This is a genomic window from Sphingobacterium sp. (assembly GCF_032065005.1).
Lineage (GTDB): Bacteria > Bacteroidota > Bacteroidia > Sphingobacteriales > Sphingobacteriaceae > Sphingobacterium.
The window spans coordinates 45521-67437 of sequence record NZ_DAMBMM010000015.1; the positions used below are offsets into that span (position 1 = coordinate 45521).

Annotated in this window: 21 protein-coding genes; 8 read left to right on the forward strand and 13 right to left on the reverse strand. The window is 39.9% G+C overall.

Going from position 1 to position 21917, the window contains the following annotated elements; translation table 11 throughout:
* Positions 1 to 5: 5 nt before the first annotated feature.
* From RT138_RS17810 to RT138_RS17835, 6 genes are all read right to left on the reverse strand, one after another.
* Positions 6 to 1256: a nucleoside permease gene (locus tag RT138_RS17810; protein WP_313191739.1), complete on the reverse strand. Its 1251-nt coding sequence runs from the start codon at positions 1254 to 1256 to the stop codon at positions 6 to 8.
* A gap of 99 nt (positions 1257 to 1355) precedes the next feature.
* Positions 1356 to 2282 (reverse strand): hydroxypyruvate isomerase family protein, encoded by a 927-nt coding sequence (locus tag RT138_RS17815; RefSeq protein ID WP_185213669.1) that lies wholly within the window; start codon positions 2280 to 2282, stop codon positions 1356 to 1358.
* 27 nt (positions 2283 to 2309) lie between these two features.
* The gene (locus RT138_RS17820; protein ID WP_313191740.1) at positions 2310 to 3290 is read right to left on the reverse strand and encodes an FAD:protein FMN transferase; all 981 of its coding nucleotides are present in this window, start codon (positions 3288 to 3290) and stop codon (positions 2310 to 2312) included.
* A 29-nt stretch (positions 3291 to 3319) separates the two neighbouring features.
* Positions 3320 to 4633, reverse strand: a complete 1314-nt coding sequence (locus tag RT138_RS17825; protein WP_313191741.1) for a Gfo/Idh/MocA family oxidoreductase — start codon at positions 4631 to 4633, stop codon at positions 3320 to 3322.
* Between the two features lie 40 nt (positions 4634 to 4673).
* Positions 4674 to 5639 (reverse strand): SUMF1/EgtB/PvdO family nonheme iron enzyme, encoded by a 966-nt coding sequence (locus RT138_RS17830; protein WP_313191742.1) that lies wholly within the window; start codon positions 5637 to 5639, stop codon positions 4674 to 4676.
* A 100-nt stretch (positions 5640 to 5739) separates the two neighbouring features.
* The gene (locus RT138_RS17835; protein WP_313191743.1) at positions 5740 to 6654 is read right to left on the reverse strand and encodes an AEC family transporter; all 915 of its coding nucleotides are present in this window, start codon (positions 6652 to 6654) and stop codon (positions 5740 to 5742) included.
* Positions 6655 to 6770: 116 nt separating this feature from the next.
* On the opposite strand from RT138_RS17835, the gene RT138_RS17840 reads away from it, so the two are divergent.
* The 5 genes from RT138_RS17840 to RT138_RS17860 all read left to right on the forward strand — a co-directional run bounded on the left by RT138_RS17840 (position 6771) and on the right by RT138_RS17860 (position 10816).
* On the forward strand, positions 6771 to 7910 hold the full coding sequence (locus RT138_RS17840; RefSeq protein WP_313191744.1) for an acyloxyacyl hydrolase: 1140 nt from the start codon (positions 6771 to 6773) through the stop codon (positions 7908 to 7910).
* Positions 7911 to 7965: 55 nt separating this feature from the next.
* Positions 7966 to 8664: an SMUG2 DNA glycosylase family protein gene (locus RT138_RS17845; RefSeq protein WP_313191745.1), complete on the forward strand. Its 699-nt coding sequence runs from the start codon at positions 7966 to 7968 to the stop codon at positions 8662 to 8664.
* The gene (locus RT138_RS17850; RefSeq protein WP_313191746.1) at positions 8651 to 9175 is read left to right on the forward strand and encodes a DUF488 domain-containing protein; all 525 of its coding nucleotides are present in this window, start codon (positions 8651 to 8653) and stop codon (positions 9173 to 9175) included. The genes RT138_RS17845 and RT138_RS17850 overlap by 14 nt, the downstream gene beginning before the upstream one ends.
* A gap of 16 nt (positions 9176 to 9191) precedes the next feature.
* The gene (locus RT138_RS17855) at positions 9192 to 9404 is read left to right on the forward strand and encodes a DUF2945 domain-containing protein (protein ID WP_093097998.1); all 213 of its coding nucleotides are present in this window, start codon (positions 9192 to 9194) and stop codon (positions 9402 to 9404) included.
* 140 nt (positions 9405 to 9544) lie between these two features.
* A complete protein-coding gene (locus RT138_RS17860; RefSeq protein ID WP_313191747.1) occupies positions 9545 to 10816 on the forward strand; it encodes a chloride channel protein in 1272 nt (423 codons plus the stop codon).
* Between the two features lie 704 nt (positions 10817 to 11520).
* On the opposite strand, the gene RT138_RS17865 is transcribed toward RT138_RS17860, so the two are convergent.
* The 6 genes from RT138_RS17865 to RT138_RS17890 form a co-directional block, all read right to left on the reverse strand.
* Entirely contained in the window at positions 11521 to 11667 is a 147-nt protein-coding gene (locus RT138_RS17865; RefSeq protein ID WP_313191748.1) for a hypothetical protein, read from the reverse strand.
* Between the two features lie 387 nt (positions 11668 to 12054).
* Entirely contained in the window at positions 12055 to 12654 is a 600-nt protein-coding gene (locus tag RT138_RS17870; protein WP_254527878.1) for a hypothetical protein, read from the reverse strand.
* Positions 12655 to 12660: 6 nt separating this feature from the next.
* Positions 12661 to 13404 carry a hypothetical protein gene (locus RT138_RS17875; protein WP_313191749.1) on the reverse strand — a complete coding sequence of 248 codons (744 nt, stop codon included), beginning with the start codon at positions 13402 to 13404 and terminating at the stop codon, positions 12661 to 12663.
* A 159-nt stretch (positions 13405 to 13563) separates the two neighbouring features.
* On the reverse strand, positions 13564 to 14397 hold the full coding sequence (gene pyrF, locus RT138_RS17880) for an orotidine-5'-phosphate decarboxylase (RefSeq protein ID WP_313191750.1): 834 nt from the start codon (positions 14395 to 14397) through the stop codon (positions 13564 to 13566).
* Between the two features lie 6 nt (positions 14398 to 14403).
* A complete protein-coding gene (locus tag RT138_RS17885) occupies positions 14404 to 15000 on the reverse strand; it encodes a TlpA disulfide reductase family protein (RefSeq protein ID WP_313191751.1) in 597 nt (198 codons plus the stop codon).
* Positions 15001 to 15002: 2 nt separating this feature from the next.
* The gene (locus RT138_RS17890; RefSeq protein ID WP_313191752.1) at positions 15003 to 15746 is read right to left on the reverse strand and encodes an RluA family pseudouridine synthase; all 744 of its coding nucleotides are present in this window, start codon (positions 15744 to 15746) and stop codon (positions 15003 to 15005) included.
* Between the two features lie 120 nt (positions 15747 to 15866).
* Between RT138_RS17890 and panB the strand changes: the two genes are divergently transcribed.
* Together panB and RT138_RS17900 are read left to right on the forward strand one after the other, a co-directional pair.
* On the forward strand, positions 15867 to 16682 hold the full coding sequence (gene panB, locus RT138_RS17895; RefSeq protein WP_185213655.1) for a 3-methyl-2-oxobutanoate hydroxymethyltransferase: 816 nt from the start codon (positions 15867 to 15869) through the stop codon (positions 16680 to 16682).
* A 2-nt stretch (positions 16683 to 16684) separates the two neighbouring features.
* Complete coding sequence (locus RT138_RS17900; protein WP_313191753.1) at positions 16685 to 17287, forward strand: hypothetical protein; 603 nt, start codon at positions 16685 to 16687, stop codon at positions 17285 to 17287.
* Here RT138_RS17900 and RT138_RS17905 read toward each other — a convergent pair.
* Positions 17284 to 18573: a Gfo/Idh/MocA family oxidoreductase gene (locus tag RT138_RS17905; RefSeq protein ID WP_313191754.1), complete on the reverse strand. Its 1290-nt coding sequence runs from the start codon at positions 18571 to 18573 to the stop codon at positions 17284 to 17286. The genes RT138_RS17900 and RT138_RS17905 overlap by 4 nt on opposite strands.
* Before the next feature lie 136 nt (positions 18574 to 18709).
* Between RT138_RS17905 and RT138_RS17910 the strand changes: the two genes are divergently transcribed.
* A complete protein-coding gene (locus tag RT138_RS17910) occupies positions 18710 to 21598 on the forward strand; it encodes a heavy metal translocating P-type ATPase (protein WP_313191755.1) in 2889 nt (962 codons plus the stop codon).
* Positions 21599 to 21917 lie beyond the last annotated feature (319 nt).

Here is a 21917-nt window from a genome sequence, read left to right on the forward strand (position 1 = left end):
TTTAATTAGTTTTCTACTTGTGTCTGAATAGTTTCCTTCTTGAAGAATAGCATGAAGATGATCATCACCACAAATGCAATTCCTGCAGGAACTATCCATAATTTATTCCAGAACAAAGCTAAATCCGAAGCTTTGATATTCACATACATGTCACTCACATAACCTGCTACCCAGAATCCGATCAATTGGCCTACTCCATAGGTTGCCAATGTAATCAATCCTTGAGCCGCACTCTTATTATCTTTTCCAGCTTTAGAATCTGTATAGATCTGACCTGATACAAAGAAAAAGTCATAACAGATCCCGTGCAATGCAATACCGATCAATAGCATAAAGGTCATCTCACCTGCATTGCCATATGCGAACAATACATAACGAATTACCCAAGCCAACATACCCAACAAAATGGTATTCTTAAAACCAAATCTTGTGAAGAATACAGGCAATAACAATAAACAAAGTGCTTCTGAAATCTGACCGATTGTCATTTTACCTGTTGCATTCGCTAAACCGATCTCGGTTAAGAATGGATTCGCATATTGGTAATAAAACGCCAATGGAATACAGATCAAGATGGAACAGATAAAGAACACCAAGAAGTTACGATCTTTCAATAACTTGATGGCATCCAATCCTAAGATCTTAGAAATACTTTCTTTCTCACCACTGTTTCCAGCTTTCACTGGTGGAGTTTTCGGTAGAGTAAATGAGAAGACACCCAATACCAAAGAAGCAATTGCTGACATCATAAAGGTGTTTTTCAACAGGCCTTCTTGTAAGCCTTCTGGGCTATCCCATTTAAATAGGTAACTGATAGACAGTCCAGCGATAATCCACCCGATAGTACCCCAAATACGAATAAATGAGAATTCCTTTTCAGGATTCTTCATCTGTCTAAATGATACGGAATTCACTAATGATAGTGTTGGCATATACAGGATCATATAGCCTAGAACATAAGGGAAGAAAGATCCGATGGAATCACTCTGATAAAGTTGGTACATCAGGAATGCCCCAACTAAGTGAAGAATACCAAGGATTCTTTCTGCATTGAAATATCGGTCTGCAATCATTCCGATGATAAATGGAGCTATAATAGCTCCCCATGACTGTGTAGAGAACACATTTGCGATCTCCAAGCCTGACGCTTTTAAATTGTTTCCTAAAAATGTTCCGAGCGTAACGAACCAAGCTCCCCAAATAAAAAATTCGAGGAACATCATGAAAGAGAGTTTAAATTTAATTGATGAAGACATTCTAAAAGGTTTACTAAAATCTTGAATTTAAAGATAGAGATAATATGCTAATAACAAAATATAATCACGAATTTGTTTCAATACTAAATCCCTTTAGCATTAGAAGGAATCAACCTCCCTATAGGCTTTAACCAAGGTTTCTTCACCTTCTTTACCTGACTTGGACATACCGTGCTCCATTCCAACCACACCTTTATACCCCTTCTCGTACAACCATTTAAATAGGTTCTTATAATTGATTTCTCCAGTTGTCGGCTCCCTTCTTCCCGGGTTGTCCCCAACTTGGATATAACCGATTTCACTCCAACATAAATCCATCATCGGAATTAAATTCCCTTCATTTTTTTGTTGGTGGTATACATCATAAAGAATCTTACATGATGGGCTATTAACAGCTTTACAGATTTCATAGGTTTGGTCGGTAAATCTTAAGAACAGGTCTGGTGTATCACTCAATGGTTCCAATACCATGGTAATGCCATGCGGTTCAAATATTTCCGCTCCTTTTCTCAATCCTTCTACAACATTCGCAGTCTGTACACCAATTGGAAGGTTTCTGACGTAATCTCCCGGTACCACAGTCACATGTTTTGCATGACAACGTTTCGCAATTTCTACAGACTCTCTGCATCCCTTTAAAAACACATCCACAAACTCCTGTTTTCCAGCAGCTAATGAATTGGCGCCATTACCACCTTTGGGCACCACAAATACACCCATCGTCATCCCTAACTTAGCTAGCAAATCACCTATTTTCTTTTGTTCATCAACCGAACGACCTGGCATACCATTGTCTTCAATTCCTCTGAAGCCTAAGTCATACATGTATTGAATTTCATCAAGGAAATTCTTTCCTGCCGTTGCACTGAACATCCCTTGGTGCGGCGCATAGTTTAATTTGAATGGTTGATTGGCTGATTTCGATTCCATAGGTTTTTGAGATTGATCATTGGCAGAAAGCCCATTAGAGAATAATGAAGCTCCAACCAAAAGGGAACTGTTTTTTAAAAAATCCGAACGTTTCATTTAGGTATAAGTTTAAATTTTAAGTATTTAATCGGTTAGCAAATACTTCTTGAATCCAGCAGATTGGGCCTCTTTCACTGTCCCTTCCTCCAAATACATTAAATAAATATCAATTATATTTTTGGAATTCGCAAATGAAATCGCGTCCTCTGGTTTCATCGCAATGAACACATTATCATAGGCATCCGCCTCCATTGCGGTATTCGCAACCACTGTTACTGATATAATCTGTGATTTAATCGGAAACCCTGTTTTGGGATCCATATGATGTGAAAACCTGTAATCTTTTACTTTACGAAACTTCTCATAACTCCCTGAAGTCGTGACCGCTTTGTTTCTTAATTCCAGAATATGATCCGAACCTCCAATAGCTTGCTCGGGTCTTTGGACCAACACCTTAAAAGTGCTATTATCAGGTTTTGTCCCATAAGCCCTGATCTCTCCCCCCACTTCTACAATAAAACTTGCTATTTTCTTTTTTAGGAGAAAGTCATGTAAAACATCAACAGTGTAGCCTTGTGCAATTCCATTCAGATCAACCTCCACCTTTGGGACCTTCTTTTTCAAGGTTTTTCCCGATAAGCGGAGTTTATCCATCCCGACATGCTCCATCGTTTCCCGGATGGTCGCTGTATCTGGGATATCAACGACTTCCTTTGGTCCAAATCCCCATAAGGAAACCAATGGCATCACCGTGACATCAAATAAGCCTTTCGAGTCTTTATATACCCTGAAAGATTCCTTCATCACTTTTAACATATGAGGATCCAATTTCATTTTGTCCGTATTGGGATCATTAAACCTTGAAATTTGGGAATCCTTTTTATAAAGGGACATGGATTGATCAATGACCGCAAATATGCTGTCAATGGAAGATTGTGTAATTGAAGCTGTTGGAGCGTAATAACTGATGGTATAGGTTGTGCCTTGCGCCCGTCCGTAAAGTTCGTGTTTCTGTAAAGCAGAAATTGGTTGCTGCCCATAGGCACAGCAACCAATTAATATCATAATGATAAAATTACAGAGTTTTATCACTATTAAATGTATTTCTCTACATCATGTCCTGGAACTGCAACAGGATAGAATCCATCTGCATTAGGCAATACCTTTGGTTTTGCATCCCAAGTGAACTGATCAGGCATCAAGCTGATATTGGATTGAATAGCCTCATCCCACTTGATCACTTTTCCAGTATAACATGCGATCCTTCCGATAATACCGGTCAACGAGCTATATGCACCGTATTCGGCATCTTCAAATTTATATTCTCCTTTAGCAATGGCTTCAAACAATTCTTTATGCTCTTGCTGGTAAGGATTAGGATTACCTTTTGGATCGTGACGATAGATTTCTTTACCATCTGGACCATATAAAACAGCTTGGTTTCCAGCCGATAAATAAACTCTACCTTTAGTAGCTTGGAAGGTCTCATCTACTCTATTCGAGATCCCTTCAAAGTGACGACATTGGCTGTATACCACTGATCCGTCATCATAGGTCAACTCAATAGCGAAGTTGTCATAGATCTCCCCATACTCTTTTCCAGTTCTATGGGCTCTACTTCCGGTTCCTTGGATAGAAACAGGATATTTTTGTTTTACCCAGTTTGCAATATCGATATTATGCACGTGTTGCTCAACAATATGGTCACCACATAACCAGTTAAAATAATACCAGTTACGCATTTGGTACTCCATCTCAGTTTGATTCGGTTTACGAGGTCTTACCCAAACACCACCACTGTTCCAATATACCTGACCTGAAACCACATCTCCGATAGCACCATCGTGAATACGCTTGATTGCTTCTCTATAGTTTGTTTGGTAGCGTCTTTGCAAACCTACCACAACGTTTAATTTCTTTTGTTTCGCAATTTTTGCTACTTCCAAGACCTTGCGAACTCCTGGAATATCAGCAGCCACTGCTTTTTCCATGAAAACGTGTTTTCCTTGCTTTACAGCCTCTTCAAAATGAATTGGCCTGAATCCTGGAGGAGTCGTTAATAAAACGACATCAGCATCTTTGATTGCAGCTTTATAGCCATCAAAACCTACATATTTACGGCTATCTGGCACATCAACCTTATCCCCAAACTTCTCCTTAAGTGTATCATAAGTAGAATCTAGGTTGTCTTTAAATGCGTCGGCCATTGCCACTAATTTGATATTTTGACCTGAAGCAAAAGCATCAAATGTTGCTCCAGTTCCACGACCACCACATCCAATTAATGCAATTTTAATAACGTCAGAACCTGCAGCGAATACACTGCTCACTGAACTACCCGTTAAGGCAGCAGCACCCACTAGGGCAGAAGAAGATTTTATGAAATCCCTACGTTTTAAACTTTCCATGAAATTAGATTTAAATTGAGTATTATACGGTTTAAGTTAATTAAAAATCCTTCAATGGCGCCTTATCATAATACGCCATAATCTCCTCATGACTAGGTTGTTTAACCGGACGTACTAAACGCATCCCTACGAAAGGAGCTTCCGGAAACCACCAGTTTGATTTTGGAATCTGTGGGTCTAATTGTTTCCAAATCGGGTCTGACGCCCCTCTTGCCGCAGAACGCATATCGGTAGCTTCACTTTCAAATGAACCGCCACGTACTGAATGAGGATATAACTTGGTCGGAACATTGACCGGATTTTCCGACACCTTACCTTCCAAAGTTTTATAAAAATCAGCATCATACTGATCATAGGTCCACTCCGAAACGTTTCCTAAAATATCATATAAACCCCAAGGGTTCGCTTTTTTCGTTCCAACTTTTGCCGTTTTACCAGATGAATTATCCTTGAATACTGCATAGTCAGCTAGCTGCGCTGCATCATCTGCAAAGAAGTATTCAGTTTCAGAACCTGCCCTTGCAGCATATTCCCATTCCGCTTCCGTCGGTAATCTATAAAAAACACCCGTCCTTACATATAACCATTTACAGAACTGTATAGCATTATAATGGGTCATTGCCAAGGCCGGTTGACCGTCCTTGCCAAAACCAAAAGTCATATCCAGATATGGCTTTGTAGGCCTAGTCACCGCATCAACAGCTGTTGGTACTTTTCCATCCGTAGACTTGGTGATCTCGTAATCTTTATATAAAAATGGCTCGAAAATATTCCAAGTTACTTCATAGGTTCCCATCCAAAATGGATCTAACTTCACTTTATGAACAGGTTTCTCATCCGCATTAGACGACTTCGCACTTCCCATGTTAAATTCTCCTCCAGGAATCGCTTCCATCGTGAATTCTAAACTTGTCCCTTCTATCTTTTGTGTGTAACGCTCGTGTTTTTCTTGCGCATTAGACATTTGTATCCCTGCCAACAAGGCAAAGAATAAAACTCTCCTCATAAATAGTTATAGTATGTAAAAACTTAAAATCAATTCGAATTTCAATGAAATTATTTCAATAAAGATAAGCAATTCTAGAAATATTTCAATAACATTTAGGTTACATTAGGAATGTAATAAGGACTTGATACCAGAAGTAAGTACTCAAAAGTCCCAAGGGAATACTCATCCCAATGACACTGTTTCCCACCTTCGAATTCAACTTAAACTGACTTAATATAATACTGGTAGCCACCAAACTAGGCATTGCCATCTCAAATATAGAAACCTGGACAATCTCCCCTTTTAGTCCCATCATGAAGGCTACAAGGATTACGATTGCCGGCGCGAAAATCAGTTTATAAACCAAAGCATAGGTAATATTGGGAATTTCACTCTTTACAATTCCAAAGTTCAGTTGAAGGCCGATTGAAAACAGGGCAATTGGAGAAACCGTAGATCCTAAAATCCTAAAGAAATCATCTAAACTGCTTAGGTCTACCATCCTTCCCAAGGTTAAAGCCAATAAACATCCTATCAATGGAGGGAATGTAAATACCCTTTTCAAAATAAAACTGAAATCAACGGTATTTTTCTTCTTTAAACTCCCTTTCATGGCGACCACCACCCCAACGGTAGACAGCAAGAAAAAGGTCATCTGATCACTTACGATCCCTATTGGCAGGGCATTCGCACCGAAATAAGCTGTTATCAGAGGAAAGCCAACAAAAGAAGTATTGCTCAATCCAGCGATCAACATCAAGGTATGGGAAGTTCTTTTGGAAATACGGGTCACTTTTTCCAGGATATAAAAGAAAATCAAGGACCCCGTCAACACCAAAACTGGTCCCAACATCGTGAACAGCAAATTATTGTCCCAGCTCAACTTTGGCAGATAATTAAAGGAAATTGCAGGCAATCCGAAATACAAAACCCATGCATTCAAGGCTTTATATCCATCCTTTGCAACCCAATTAAATCTTCTACTTATTATCCCAGCGGCTAGGCAAAATATAATGAGGATAAAGTTTGACACGTTAGCTAATTTTTTTCAGCAAGATCATTTGAAACAAAAATGACACTGAACTCGTTTTAAGGCACAAAGTTATTACTATTTTTGTCGACTTATGTATAATCCATAATTATTATTCTGTGATTAAGCACACTATACTTATCTTATTTACGCTTCTACCCTTTTTGGCCAACAGCCAAATAACGCAAATCAAAGAGGAAATCAAAAAGAGTCCGTTGATCCTGGAACTAGAAACTGAAAACGGAGGTATCCTCGCTCAAAAAGGCCTTAAATCTTCAACCTATGAAGGTGCTTACTACAATGGATTAAACTTTAAGATCGGTTGGAAACAGCGCGCTAAAAAAGATCAATATTATCAAATATACAACTACCCAACTTATGGTATCGGTCTATATTCCAGCACCTTCAATACCGATATCTTAGGTAGCCCTTTCGCTATTTATGGCTTTGTCCAAACCCCGATTGCCCCAAAAGAAGATAGCCGCTGGAGCTATGATTACCGCATTGGCCTTGGTCTTTCCGGAAATTTCAAGCCTTACAACGAAAATGAAAACCCATTGAATCTAGTCATAGGATCAAAAAACAACGTGTTTATTGACTTAGGGATCAGAACCCAATATAAAATCAATCCACATTGGAAAGCTGGTGTTGGATTGGCATTCCATCATTTCTCCAATGGAGCACTCCGATTGCCAAACAAAGGTGTAAACTTGGTGCCTTTAACTGTTTCGGTAAACTATCAATTTAATCCTGACATCAAGATCAATCGAGATTCTGTACTTAAACCCTATTCCAAAAAGATCCTTTACCATGTTAATTATGGTGTAGGATTCAAACAATTAAAGAATGAATCTGATGAAAGATTCTTTAAATCTACTTTGAGCCTTTATGCCAGTAGACATGTTTCTTATAAATGGAGGCTGGGTGGAGGATTTGACCTCTTCTATTCCTCATCAGGAAATGATTCCGAAATAGCGGGGGACAAATCTGGAAAGTTAAGTTCTAAATTATCAGGTGGCCCCTCCTTCTATGTGGCCCATATCCTGAATGAAAAACTGGTTCTCAATGGCAATGTGGGCTATTACTTGCACAACCAACGCTTCAACGGCGAAATCAGACGCGTGTTCTTAAGAGCGGGTGCACGCTATTATGTCTATAAAAACATCAATGCAGGGGTTTCCATCAAAGCGCATATGGGCAAGGCCGATTTCATCGAATGGACGGTTGGATACACTTTCAATAGAGATAAAGGAAATTAAACCCAGCTTTTTCGTACCTTTAATGAAGCAATAGGAAACCAAATCCATTTGTCAAATGAATTTTGCAGATAAAGTAATTGACTTCAACCAAAGGCTTCAATATACAGGCAAATTACCCGAGGGATTTTTTGTAATGAACCCCTTTATGGACAATCCGGAGACCTTGGAAGTCATGCGGAAATTCTACAATCAATATTATGGCGACAACAATCCGCGAAAATTCCTGATCGGAATCAATCCCAGTAGACATGGCGCCGGCGTTACAGGTGTCCCCTTCACGGACACTAAAAGACTGGAATCGGCATGCGGTATAAAAATGACTTCTGCACGCACGCATGAAATATCCTCCGTCTTTATGTACGATATGATCGAAGAATTTGGCGGAGCAGCCGAGTTTTACAGAGAATTCTATATCAACTCCCCTTTCCCATTGGCCATAATCCGTGAAGTTAAACCTGGCCAATTCCTAAATGCCAATTACTATGATGACCCCAAACTCTTCCTTGCGGTTAAAGATTTCATGATCGAATCCCTAAAAAAACATATTGAATTAGGTCTTTACCAAGATGAGGTCTTTATTTTAGGAAAAAAGAATGCCCAATTCATTCATAAACTCAATCAGGAAGCCAACCTATTTGATAAACTGACAGTCCTTGAACACCCTCGCTTTATTCAGCAATACAAATCAAAAGAAAAACCACTCTATATAGATAAATACTTAGTTGCTTTCAATCAAAACAATGGAACGGTCTAAGATCATATACAGCATTGGGCATTCGACCCACCCCATCCAAGAGTTTTTGGATATGCTGGATTCCTTTGATATTGATCTGCTTGTCGATATAAGAAAATTGCCTGGCTCTCGTAAATACCCGCAATTCAATCAGGATGCACTCAAGGTCTCCTTAGAAAACCATGGAATCAAATACATCCACATGCGCTCTTTGACCGGTCGTAGACCCGCTCACAAGGACAGTCATAATAACGCTTGGAGAAACCCTTCCTTTCGCGGCTATGCCGATTATATGGAATCAGATGAGTTTAAACAGGGAATTATTGAATTAGAAGTTATGGCAACGGAACAAAAAACAGTCTTTATGTGCTCAGAGGCAGTTTGGTGGAGATGCCATCGATCTTTAGTTTCCGATTATCTGAAGATACGAGGATGGCAAGTCTATCATATCATGGCTATTGGCAAAGCTCAGGAACATCCATATACCACCGCAGCCAGCATTGTAGACGGGAAATTAAATTATTCATCATAAACAAGAACCTATTATCATGGACACAAAGTTCAAAATTGGTGACCTCGTCAGTTGGAATTCTGAAGCAGGTCGGGTTTCAGGTACCATCATCAAAATCCATACTAGCGATTTCGATTATAAAGGCTATACCCATCGAGCAAGCCCGCAGGACCCACAATATGAAATCAAGAGCAGTAAGACCGACCATATCGCTGCACATAAAGGCAAAGCACTTACGCTCGAAAAATGATTAATAAACTGTAACATTACGCGTTACAGCAACACATTTTTTCTTCAAATAACTTAAATTTGTCGCATTCTCCCACTTGACCCTCGATTTAGGTTCAATTGCGCATATTCCCGGCGTCAAGTTTAAATTCACTATCCAAAATGAATAGAAAAAAAGTCATTCATCAAAATTATTTCAAGCTCTTTGCCATTTCTTTAATTGTAGGATTATTGAGTTCCATACTAGCAGTTTCCTTACGCTTTATTACAGAAAAGACCGAACATCATATGTTCAATTTTGTCTCTGAAACCAACCCTTATCTATTCATCATCCTTCCTTCAATCGGTATCACCATCATCTACTTCCTCAGAAAATATGCTTTTCAAGGAAGAAAAAACAAGGGAATGACTGAAATCTATAAAACCTTGGACCTTAGGAAAGACCACTTGCCCTTATTTAAGATTCCATCCCACTTCATCAATGGATTCCTGACCGTAATCTTTGGCGGTTCAACCGGAATTGAAGTTTCTACAGTGGTTTCTACGGCTACCATTGGAAATGAAGTGTACAAGAAAAATTTTTCGGCTAAACTCTATAAAAGAGAACTCATCTGCGCAGCCTCGGCTGCAGGGGTTGCCATATTGTTTTCCAGTCCTTTGGCGGGATTGCTCTTCGGAATTGAGGCCATCAGCAGAAAATTCAAACCTACCATTTTGATCAGCTGCCTAGCTTCAACCTTGGTTGCAGCATTATTTATTTATGGTTTAGGAAATGAACGGATCATCCCTACGCAGATCGTGGAATGGAAATGGCAAGCTACTCCATTCTTTTTACTCTTAAGCCTTCTTGGTGCCTTGTTCGCTGTAGGATTCACCTTATTGATGATCAGGATCAAGACTTTCTTCGGAAATATAAACAACAACTTTATACGTGTCAACTTAGGCGCTATTACGGTCGGAATTCTAATCTTCTTCTTTCCAGTTCTATTCGGAGATAGCTACCATGGTTTAAATGAAGTCCTTCATGCAGAATCTAATTCCATAGGTTATTTGTTCCTGCTTGTATTATTGAAACCATTGGCTTCCTCCCTTACCTTAGGTGCTGGAGGAGACGGAGGGGTATTCGCACCAAGCATTATTGTTGGTGCCTTCTTAGGCCTGCTAGTCGCAATTTTCTGCCAAACTTTCCTTCACATGGAGGTTAGTCCAATCAATTTCGCACTTATAGGAGCCGGATCAGCTCTTTCAGCAGCTATTTATGCGCCCTTTACGTCCATTTTCTTGATTTGCAATATCGTGCCTAATGGATACAGCTTAATCATTCCATTGATCGTTTGCTGCTTGGTTTCAAAATATTTGGCTTACAAACTCCTACCATACAATGTATACACCTACGATATGTACAAGGAGAATTTAAAGAATTCCTTGGCGTAGTTTAGCTATCCATACAATTGAAAGTTAAGTGTTGCTGTTATGTTGAGAAGTAAAAATTTGAGGTAAATTTATTGGAAGGTAATGACAGCAAGTTGTCAATGAAAATTAATTAGCTCTTTAATTTTTTAAATATAGAACCCCTTTCGGGGTTCCATTATTTTAGCTGGCATGGCACGTTAGCCTGGAAGTTGCGCAAAAACGATGTTCGATTAATCGAACATCGTTTTTGCATTAGCCCTAAATTGTTTACCATCCATACTAAAATAATTCATCCCCTCTGGGGAGGTATGGCGGATAAAAAAAATTCTTCTGAATAATAATTATAGGCCTAAATTCCTAGAAACACAGTTCGATCAAACTTATCATTGGCAGGAACGAAACATCTCGGAACATTAGAATCATTATGGTGTTGGCGAACAGGTCATCCATCTTCGATGGATGATGACAAGCACGTTGTGGGATATTTACGGACTGATTCTTCACTCACCGTTCAGAATTGGATATTCCTGAGAGGGATTCAGAATGAAACGAAGAATCTATTTATTTATTTTTTTTAAAGATTGTTGTCATTCCGCTATCGTAAGATGAGGAAACTATTTTTCATTGCTTTATGCCCACATTAAGAGGATTTACTGAAAAATATTTCACCCACGCTGTGGGTTATCCCTTAATCGCCATGCCTTTCTACAAAGATTTCACCCCCGCTAGTGGTTCCCAATTTCCACATACATTTCTCCTTCCGCAGGAAGTCCTTTAGCCTCCGGCTCATTTCCAGTGGTGGAAAAATGGAAAGAATGCCGATGACCTGTGCGATGGGATTGACCTTGGAATGCTTTCAAAAAATTCTCCATCGACAAGGAGAATTTTGAAGGAAGATATTCCCGACAACAAGGCATTCTTTTCATGTGGGGGGAGCTCGAGCGAAAAGCCACCTTAAATGAGCCGAAGCCTTTTGGTTACTTTTGGGCTTCAAAAGTAAGGAAGAATCTATTTTTTTATTTAAGAATCGTTGTCATTCCGCTATCGTAAGATGAGGAAACTATTTTTTATTGCTTTATTCCCATATTAAGAGGATTTACTGAAAAATATTTCACCCACGCTGTGGGTTATCCCTTAATCGCTATTCCTTTTCACAAAGATCCCACCCCTGCTGGCGAATTTATACATCTCAATACTCATATCTCACATCTCAAATCCAAATAACAAAAAAGGGGCAAATTTCATTTGCCCCTTTTTTGTTATTTAAACAACTTAAATATCTTACTGCCAAAATTCTTATCGACGGTGATATAGGATGGATAATAAATATTCTGTCCGGCGATACGGATGGAAGGTTTGATCTTCAGGACCATAAAGCCTTCAGATTTCTTGTTCAGGAGTTCATCGAAGAACTTCTCAAAGCCATTTTCTTTGGCTTTATTAAAGATATTGGCTTTGAATGTCATTGGAACAATGGTGCTTTGCCCTTGGGTCAAACTTACATTCTGATCTACCGTACCCTCAAACAGAGGAGAATTCTGGATTTCGATGACATATTTGAAAGAGTTAAAAGCAGCTTTTTGAGCTTCCGGATTGGTAACTTTTAGATTCACCTTACCTTCCAAGGGAAGTTCCTTGCTGAACAGAGCTACCGCCAGTCCTGCAATCGAGGACATATTATAGTTCCCATCTGCTCCTTTGAAAGACTCCAAATTCTTGCCATTGAACTTCACCTGATCAACCGACTCTACATCATATTCGCAATCCGCCAAAGCCTTTATTTGGGCTTTTTTGTTTACTTGGCATCCAGACAACATCAGGATTGCCAGAACGGACACTATTCCTATTAATTTTCTCATATTCTATTACTTTCTTCCAAAATTATAAATCAAACCAAGTGTAAAAACAGCATTTCCAGGTTTTAAATACTGATTGTCCATCAGACCAATATTCCAACCATTGGTATATTGGATTTGAAACCCTTTATTCAATTCCAACCTCGTAAAGAAAACAGGCTCTATATACACATTCTCTTCCAACTGTGAAGCAACCCCATTGAGCTCAAATCGATCCATCTTAATACGGCTCAAGCGAATGGCTGTTCCATAGTTTAGAGTTCTCTTCTTGCCAAAAAGATTAATCTTGTTTTTTCTTGTGGACGAAAAATTTGCCTGAACGAAGATTTTGTTGAAGTCGAGGTCTCGGGTTTCCACTGGATCGGCCCCTGTGGTACTCGCCCTTTTATCAATATCGGTTGTCGCTCCTACGCCATAACCCCCATAGAATTCCAGTACACTTCGCTTAGCTTTTCCAACTACCGTGTAATAGCCTAATCCACCTTCATAAAGATATTGTTTGAAATCATTATTGTCCGAATGGTAATTGATATAGGAGCCATTTCCGATAACGGCAAGGTGGTCTGTAAATGCAACACCGAGGTTACCGCTTAAGTTCCCTTTTGGGTTAACATGTGCCGCAATATAACCTTCTCCTTTGTTATTAAACATCGGTGTGGCTGGAACATTGGGCAAATATACTGAACTACAACTGCTCAAACAGGCGACCCCTGCAAGCAAACCCAACAAATGGGATGACTTTACTTTATTCATAAAACTCATTATCCCTGCATCTCCACAAATTATTATGCCAAAGATTCAGAATTTAAAAAAACTTTCATGTTTTCGTCGAAATTCCAACGATCATGAAAGTTTTTATAGCCTTTTGAGAAAAGACTACTATATTAATTTTATTTAATAATTCAGATAAACCTAGATAACTCCATGGATTTCAAGTTGCTCTTGCATTTCTTTCTGCAATAGCACGGCCTCCTCACGAGCTTTCTCAGCAAAGTCTCTACCTTTCGAAGCGTAGATGATTCCACGAGTACTATTGACCAAAAGACCACAGTCTTTATTCATTCCATACTGGCACACATCAGCTAAAGATCCTCCTTGCGCTCCAACACCTGGAACCAACAGGAAATGATCAGGAGCATGCTCCCTAATTTTAGTGAAGGCTTCCCCACGTGTAGCTCCAACAACATACATCAGATTCTCCGAACTCCCCCAAGTATTTACCTTGTCGATGACTTCCTCAAATAATTGCTTTCCCGCCTCATTCTGGAAATTCTGAAAGTCCAAACTACCTTGATTGGAAGTCAATGCCAGCACAATCGCCCACTTACCCTCAAAATCAAGAAATGGAGTAACCGAATCCTCTCCCATATAAGGAGCAATGGTAATGGAATCAAAATCCAACCCCGAAGATTCCGGATTGAAAAAGGCCTGTGCATACATCTTGGAGGTATTGCCTATATCGCCTCTCTTGGCATCCGCAATACTGAAACAATCCTTTGGCAAGATCTCACAGGTCTTACGCAGGGATTCCCAACCTCTCACGCCATAACTCTCATAAAAAGCAATATTCGGCTTATATGCTACACAAAGGTCTGCAGTGGCTTCAACGATAGCTTTATTGAATGTAAAAATTGGATCCTCCTCATCTAAGAGATGTTCTGGAATTTTCGTGATATCGGTATCCAATCCTACACATAAAAAGCTTTTCTTTCTTTTAATATTGTCTATTAGCTCTTGCTTGGTCATTATATATTACTGATTTATTAATGAGATCATGAAATCCTCAAACTCTTTTGTCGAATAGTCTGCCATGCCCTTATGGTCAAAAGCAAGGGCTCCTTGTTTATTCAGAACAACCGTGGAAGGAATAGCCCCACTTAACCAAGTTGTTGGTATCTCACTTTCAGGATAATATATGGGCATATTCAACTTCTCCTTTTCCATAAACGCCTTCGCGCCATCTGCATTATGCTCAATCTCTACTAGCATAAACACAACCTTATCGTTATCCTTATACTTATCATATAGTTTTTGGATAGATGGCATTTCCGCACGACAAGGACCACACCAAGTAGCCCAAAAATTGATAAAGACTACTTTCCCCTGAAGTTCATGGGTTTGAATCCTTTTTCCGGCATCATCAGATAGGGTTACTGTTTCCGTCATCACCATTGGGGTTGCGGAAGGTTCAGCAGCCGTTTGTTTTGGAACTGAGGGATTAAAAAGACCTATTTTCATTAATCCTCTTTGTATGGCTGTTCTGGTCGTTGGTGTCAACACCAAAATTGCCAAAACAATAATAAGGACCCAGGATAAAATATTTTTTGTGTTGTTTTTCTTTTCGGCCATGATTATGAATCAAATTTCTCCAACTGTTTCAACAAAGTAGCAAAATCTTTCGGATATTCTGCCTCAAAAGCATATTCTTTACCATCCAAAGTAAACTTAACTGCCTTGGAATGCAGAGCAAAACGCTTCATGATCGGCAATTCCTCTTGATCCTTGGAAAGGGTAAATCCTCTCTTCTTGATTTGGGAAAGATATACAGGCTTCCCGCGGTACATCGCATCGCCTACGATGGCAGCATGCTGGGTAGCAAGATGGATACGGATTTGGTGCATCCTACCTGTAATTGGTTTACATTCCACCAAGGTGAAATGCTTGAAATATTGGATACTATTGAAAATCGTCTCGGCTGGTTTACCATTATAGCGATCAATGGTCACATTCTTATTTCCTTGGTTCAGGATCGGTAAGTCCACGACCAGATCTTCAAAAACATGGGTCCCTCCAATAATGGCATGATAGGTTTTATCGACCCTACGTTTTTCGAACTCTATCGACATGAGCCTATAGGTTTCTGGATTTTTTGCGATCAGGAGAACACCAGACGTGTCCTTGTCGAGTCGATGACAGACCTGCGCATCTGGAAAATAGTTTTTCGCCAAGCGAAGGATATTCACCTCATCTCCCCCCCTTGCATCCAATGAGGCCACAAAGGGTGGTTTATTGATAACAATGAGGTTGTCATCCTCGTGTATAATCAGTTCGTTGAATTTCGGGTATTTAAATAGATTTTTCTCTTGTTGAGCCATAACCGCAAAAATAAGAATTATTGCTAATTTTCTATAATTCAGCGTAGTTTAAGCAATAGGTTAACATTCAGGTTGATACTCCTACAAAAATGCCTACTTTTGCATTAAAAGCAATCTAACATGTCAGTAAATAAAGTAATCAAGCGAATTACAACATCTATTATTCGCGATATGAAAAACAGAGGTGAGAAAATCAGTATGCTTACTTCTTATGATTATTCAACCGCAAGAATCTTAGATGATGCCGGTGTTGATATTCTGTTGGTTGGCGATTCAGCGGCCAATGTTTTCGCAGGTTTTGAAACCACACTGCCTATTACGCTTGACAATATGATCTATCATGCTTCAGCGGTAGCTAGAGCAGCTAAACGCTCCATGGTCATTGCCGATCTCCCTTTCGGTGAATATCAAGGTGCTACTGAAGATGCTTACAAAGCAGCGGTCAGGATGATGAAAGAATCCGGTGTACATGCCATCAAATTAGAAGGCGGAACCGAAATCATTGATAACATCAAGAAAATCGTACAATCTGGAATTCCGGTTTGTGGACACTTAGGCTTGACCCCTCAATCCATCTATAAATTTGGTGATTTTGGTGTCCGTGCAAAAGAAGATGCTGAAGCCGCAAAATTAAAGGAAGATGCCTTAGCCCTTCAAGAAGCAGGATGTTTTGCCGTCGTTCTGGAAAAGATCCCTGCAGCTTTAGCAGGCGAAGTTTCTAAAATGTTGGACATCCCGACTATCGGGATTGGAGCAGGTAATCTTTGCGATGGCCAAGTATTGGTTGTTAATGATATGCTGGGTATTACGCAAGAGTTTAAACCTAAATTCTTGAGACAGTACCTAAATTTAAATGAAGAGATCAACAAAGCCGTGAAGCAATACGTGGCTGACGTAAAAGCACAAGAATACCCTAACGAATCTGAACAATATTAATCATGAACAAAATCCTTCTTATTGTAATCCTTGTCGGTATATTGATTTACTTTCTGTCGCGAAGAGTGATGATGAAGGGCAAATCTACTGCTGTTCAAAAAAGCAATAAGCAAGGCTTTTTCCTAGTGGAAAGTGGTGCCCCCATTATCCAAAGGACCATCAAGAACACCCTGTTCAGTGTAGGTATTGGGGTTGTTCTCTTTATTATCACGATCGTACTGGCCATGAAGGTCAAGATTATCCTTTTCATGCTTCCGATCAGTCTCTATCTCATGAGCCAACTATTTCTCTTGAACAATCAATTGAAATATGCCAAGGATCAAAGGATCTGGTTCAATCCAAACACCAATGATGTGATGATTGAATGGCTAAGTGGAAATAGGGTTTCTTTTAATCTGCTAAAGGATGTTCAACAAGTCCGTGCGGTTAAATCTGTTCAGAAGAACAATCAGATATTATTTGGTTATTATGAACTCAGCGTTCATAATAACCAAGTTTTTGTGCCCTTTATTTTGGAAGATAATCAGATGAATACTCGTTTCTTCAAAACCATGAAAGAAAATTATTCCATCAATCCTAAATCTTCCCTATACCCCATCATTTAAACCTGAGGTATCTTAAAGCCGTTATGGTAGCCCGCTGCCAACAATTTATTGGCTTCAGCTTCTTTAAATCGTTGTTTATCTTTTTCCCAATAGATCTTTTTCCCTGTTCTATAGGCAATGTTTCCCATTTGGGAGAATTTAGCGATATGACTTCCTACCTCTAAGGGAGCATTTAAAATATTTCCATTTTTGGTCCGGATTGCTTCCACAAAATTCTGCATGTGCAGATCCAGTCCATTGTCTACTTTCTTCTGATATGGAACAGCCTCCATCCTATCCATCTCTGGAATCACTTCCCAGCCATTTCTATCCAACACCAAAGTACCATTGTTCCCTATAAAGGCAATACCGTGTTCACGACTGTAGGGTCCTCCTGAAATACTGGTTGCATGTTCCCATTGGATATTGAATCCATCAAATTCATAGACTGTAGTCAAGGTGTCGGGGGTATCACCTGCATCATCAGGATAAGCAAATTTTCCTCCTGCTGCCATGATGGAATTCGGATCTGAAACCTTCATCCCCAATAGCGCATAATCCAATAGATGGACTCCCCAGTCGGTCATCAGACCTCCTGCATAATCCCAGTACCACCTAAAATTATAATGGAAACGGTTCGGATTGAATGGTCTTGTCTTAGCAGGACCTAACCAAGATTTATAATCTACACCTGCTGGAACTGGTCCATCAGGCTCAACCGGCACCCGCTTTTTCCAACCTAAGTAAGCCCAAGCTTTCACTAAACGTACCTTCCCTAATTTCCCTGAATGCACAAATTCAATGGCATCCTTAAAGTGTTTCTGCGATCGTTGCCATTGTCCTACCTGTACAATGTTGTTATACTTTTCTTTGGCGGCTAGCATGGCATTACACTCCACAATGGAATTCCCAATGGGCTTCTCCACATAAACTGCCTTTCCAGCTTTACAGGCATCCACCAACATCAGGCAATGCCAATGATCAGGCGTACCGATTATGACTGCATCGACCTCAGGATCTTTCAATAAAGCTTTATAATCTTTATAAACCTTAGGTTTTTGACCTAAAGCTTCCAATTGTTTCTGCCTTTCCTGAATTACAGCATCATCCACATCACAGATTGCCGTGCAACTTACATTGGATACCTTTAGGATCGAACTTAAATCTGACCAACCCATCCCCTTGATACCAATAGCGCCAACACGCAGGGTAGATTGTTTATTCGTCCTACCATATAATGATGATAAGTGCAAGGCAGGAAATAGCAAAGCTGACTTATAAATAAATTCTCTTCTTGAAATGCTCATTCGTTTTAGGTTTCTATGAATTTACGGATCTTCCTGCAAATTCTACATAATTTTATAACTATTAATGGAAATTATGTAACAATTCTAAACCCAATTCTCCTGAAATTTGTATTCATTAACAACGATCAATAGCATAATGAAGAATCACACATATAAAGTAACGGGTATGACCTGCAATGGCTGTAGGACCAACGTCGAGAAAAAGCTGAATGAGATTCCTGGGATCAAAGCTGAAGTAAGTCTTGAAAGAGCGGATGCTCAGATACAAGCCGACGAACCTATCCATATTACCGACCTTCAAGATAAGCTCAATGAACTGGGCGGACATTATCAGATCCATCAAGGGGAAAATCCAGATAGTCATGCCCTAACCGAAAAAACATTTTCAGTGACCGGAATGACCTGCAATGGCTGCAGGACTAATGTGGAGAAAAAACTGAATGAAATTCCGGAGCTACAAGCTACCGTCAATCTTGAAAAGGGAGAAGCCCAGATCAAATCAAAATCTGCCATTTCAACGGATGAGCTACAAAATAAATTGGATGAATTAGGTGGACATTACCATATCCAGGAAAAAGGAAAAGGCCCGCATATGCATCATCAACATTCGCATGAGCCTGAGCTATCTGAAAGTGGAGAATATATCTGTCCTATGTTTTGCGAGGGTAAGGACAAGATTTATCATGAACCCGGCAGATGTCCGGTTTGTAATATGCATTTACGCCCTGTGGAAAAGGTGGACTTCAATGCTCCCTCCCACCAACATCAGCCACAACCGACCGTAAATGCCAACAATGCTGGAAAATATTATTGTCCAATGATGTGTGAAGGGGATAAAGTCTATGATAAATTTGGATCTTGTCCAGTTTGTGGAATGAACTTGGAAAAAATCCCTAACACCAGCTTGAAGGTCGAATATACCTGTCCCATGCATCCAGAAATCGTACAGGACCATCCAGGAGACTGTCCCATTTGTGGAATGGAACTGGTCCCTAATCAGGTTACTGAAGAAGACGACCAACATTATCGGGATCTCCTAAAGAAATTCTGGATTTCTGTCGCATGTACTGTTCCCGTTTTCATCCTTTCCATGGGTGATATGCTGCCAGGTCAACCGATCAGTCAGGTTATCCCCTATCATGTCAATGCCTGGATCCAGCTAATCCTAACTTTACCGGTGGTTTTCTATACCTGTTGGATGTTTTTCCAACGAGCATGGACCTCCTTCAGGACCTGGAACTTAAATATGTTCAGCCTGATTGGCCTAGGTGCTGCAGCAGCCTTTATTTTTAGTTTATTGGCCTTTTTCTTCCCGCAGATCTTCCCGGAAGAACTAAAGGGACATCATGGAGAAGTCCACCTGTATTTCGAATCCGTTGTGGTCATCCTTACCTTGGTCTTATTAGGTCAGGTGATGGAAGCGAAAGCCCATTCCAAAACTAACTCTGCCATTAAGGAATTGATCAAATTAAGTCCTGCTGAAGCTATCCTGGTTGAAAATGGAAAAGAAAGGAAAATATCGATCCACGACGTTAAAGTAGGGAATATCTTAAGGGTAAGAGCGGGAGATAAAGTCCCAGTAGATGGAATTGTAACTGAAGGTAATACCTCCATTGACGAAGCCATGATTACTGGAGAGCCTATTCCCGTTGAAAAATCAAAAGACGATCGGGTAATCGGTGGAACTATCAACGGAAACCATGAGATTTTGATCAAAGCTGAAAAGGTGGGTTCTGAAACTCTCCTTTCTCAAATCATTCAACTGGTAAATAACGCCAGTCGGAGTCAACCCCCAATTCAAAAACTGACCGATAAGGTTTCCAAAATATTTGTCCCTGCCGTTATTGCCATTGCAATCTTGACCTTTATCCTTTGGAACATATCTTCCGTTCCCAATAGTACGGCCATGGCTTTTTCCAATATGTTGGCGGTATTGATAGTTGCCTGTCCTTGTGCATTAGGTCTTGCAACCCCTATGTCTGTTATGGTGGGGATTGGAAAAGGTGCAAAAAATGGTATCCTGATCAAAAACTCAGAAGCACTGGAAAAACTTGAAAAAGCCAATGTGTTGGTTGTGGACAAAACAGGCACCATTACAGAAGGAAAACCTTCCGTATCTGAGGTCATTTCAGAAAACGACAAATTCTCAGAAAATGACATCCTTCAGATTGCAGCATCTGTCAATAAGAACAGTACCCATCCGCTGGCACAGGCCATGACGGATAAAGCCAAAGAAAATGACTTACAGTTGTTAGATGTTGCTCAATTTGAAAACATTTCAGGCAAGGGTGTCAAAGGCCATATATTCCATATGACCGCCTTACTTGGTACGCCAAGGTTAATGGAAGAACAGCATATCGAGGTCAGCAAGGAACAACTCCAAAAGATTGAGGAATTGCAGAAAAAGGGAAATTCTGTTTCCGTACTTGCCATCGATGGAAAAGTAGCTGGCTTGGTTGCCGCGTTTGATGCTTTGAAAAAAAGCAGCATAGAGGTAATCAAGAGATTTATGGAAGAGGGTGTTGAAGTCTATATGTTTACCGGTGACAACCAAAATACCGCTGATATCGTTGCGAAAGAGGCAGGTATCGAACATGCGAAAGGCAGTTTATTGCCTGAAGACAAACTAAAAGGCATCAAAGAACTGCAAAAGGCTGGTAAAAAGGTGATCATGGTTGGCGATGGAATCAACGATGCTCCAGCTTTAACCCAAGCTGATGTGGGTATTGCCATGGGCACTGGAACGGATGTTGCCATCCAGAGTGCAGAAATCACCTTGATTAAAGGAGATCTCATCGGCGTGCATAAAGCATTCAAGCTAAGTAAATCCATGCTGAGGAACATCAAGCAAAACCTATTGTTTGCCTTTTTATACAATGTCATCGGTATTCCCATTGCAGCCGGTATATTATATCCGTCCTTTGGGATTTTGATGTCCCCGATGATCGCAGCAGCAGCCATGAGTTTGAGTTCTGTTTCTGTAATTGTCAATTCATTGCGATTAAATGCAGTGAAATTGGATTAAGAGGAAAGGATTTAGGATCTATGAAAATAGATTCCATAGTACATTGACATTTCATTTTTTTTCATGCTGAGGCACGAAAACAATTTGGTATAATACAGACCAAATCGATAAACTAGTTGAGGATTACATTGGCGTACTTTCCTGAACTTTCTTTCCCCTTTTTTTGTCATGTTGAGGCACGAAACATCTCGGAATAAAACAGACCAAATCGATAAACTAGTTGATGATTACATTGGTGTACTTTCCTGAACCTTCTTTCCTTTATTTTTGTCATGTTGAGGCACGAAACATCTCGGAATAATAAGGGGTTGCACTGGCG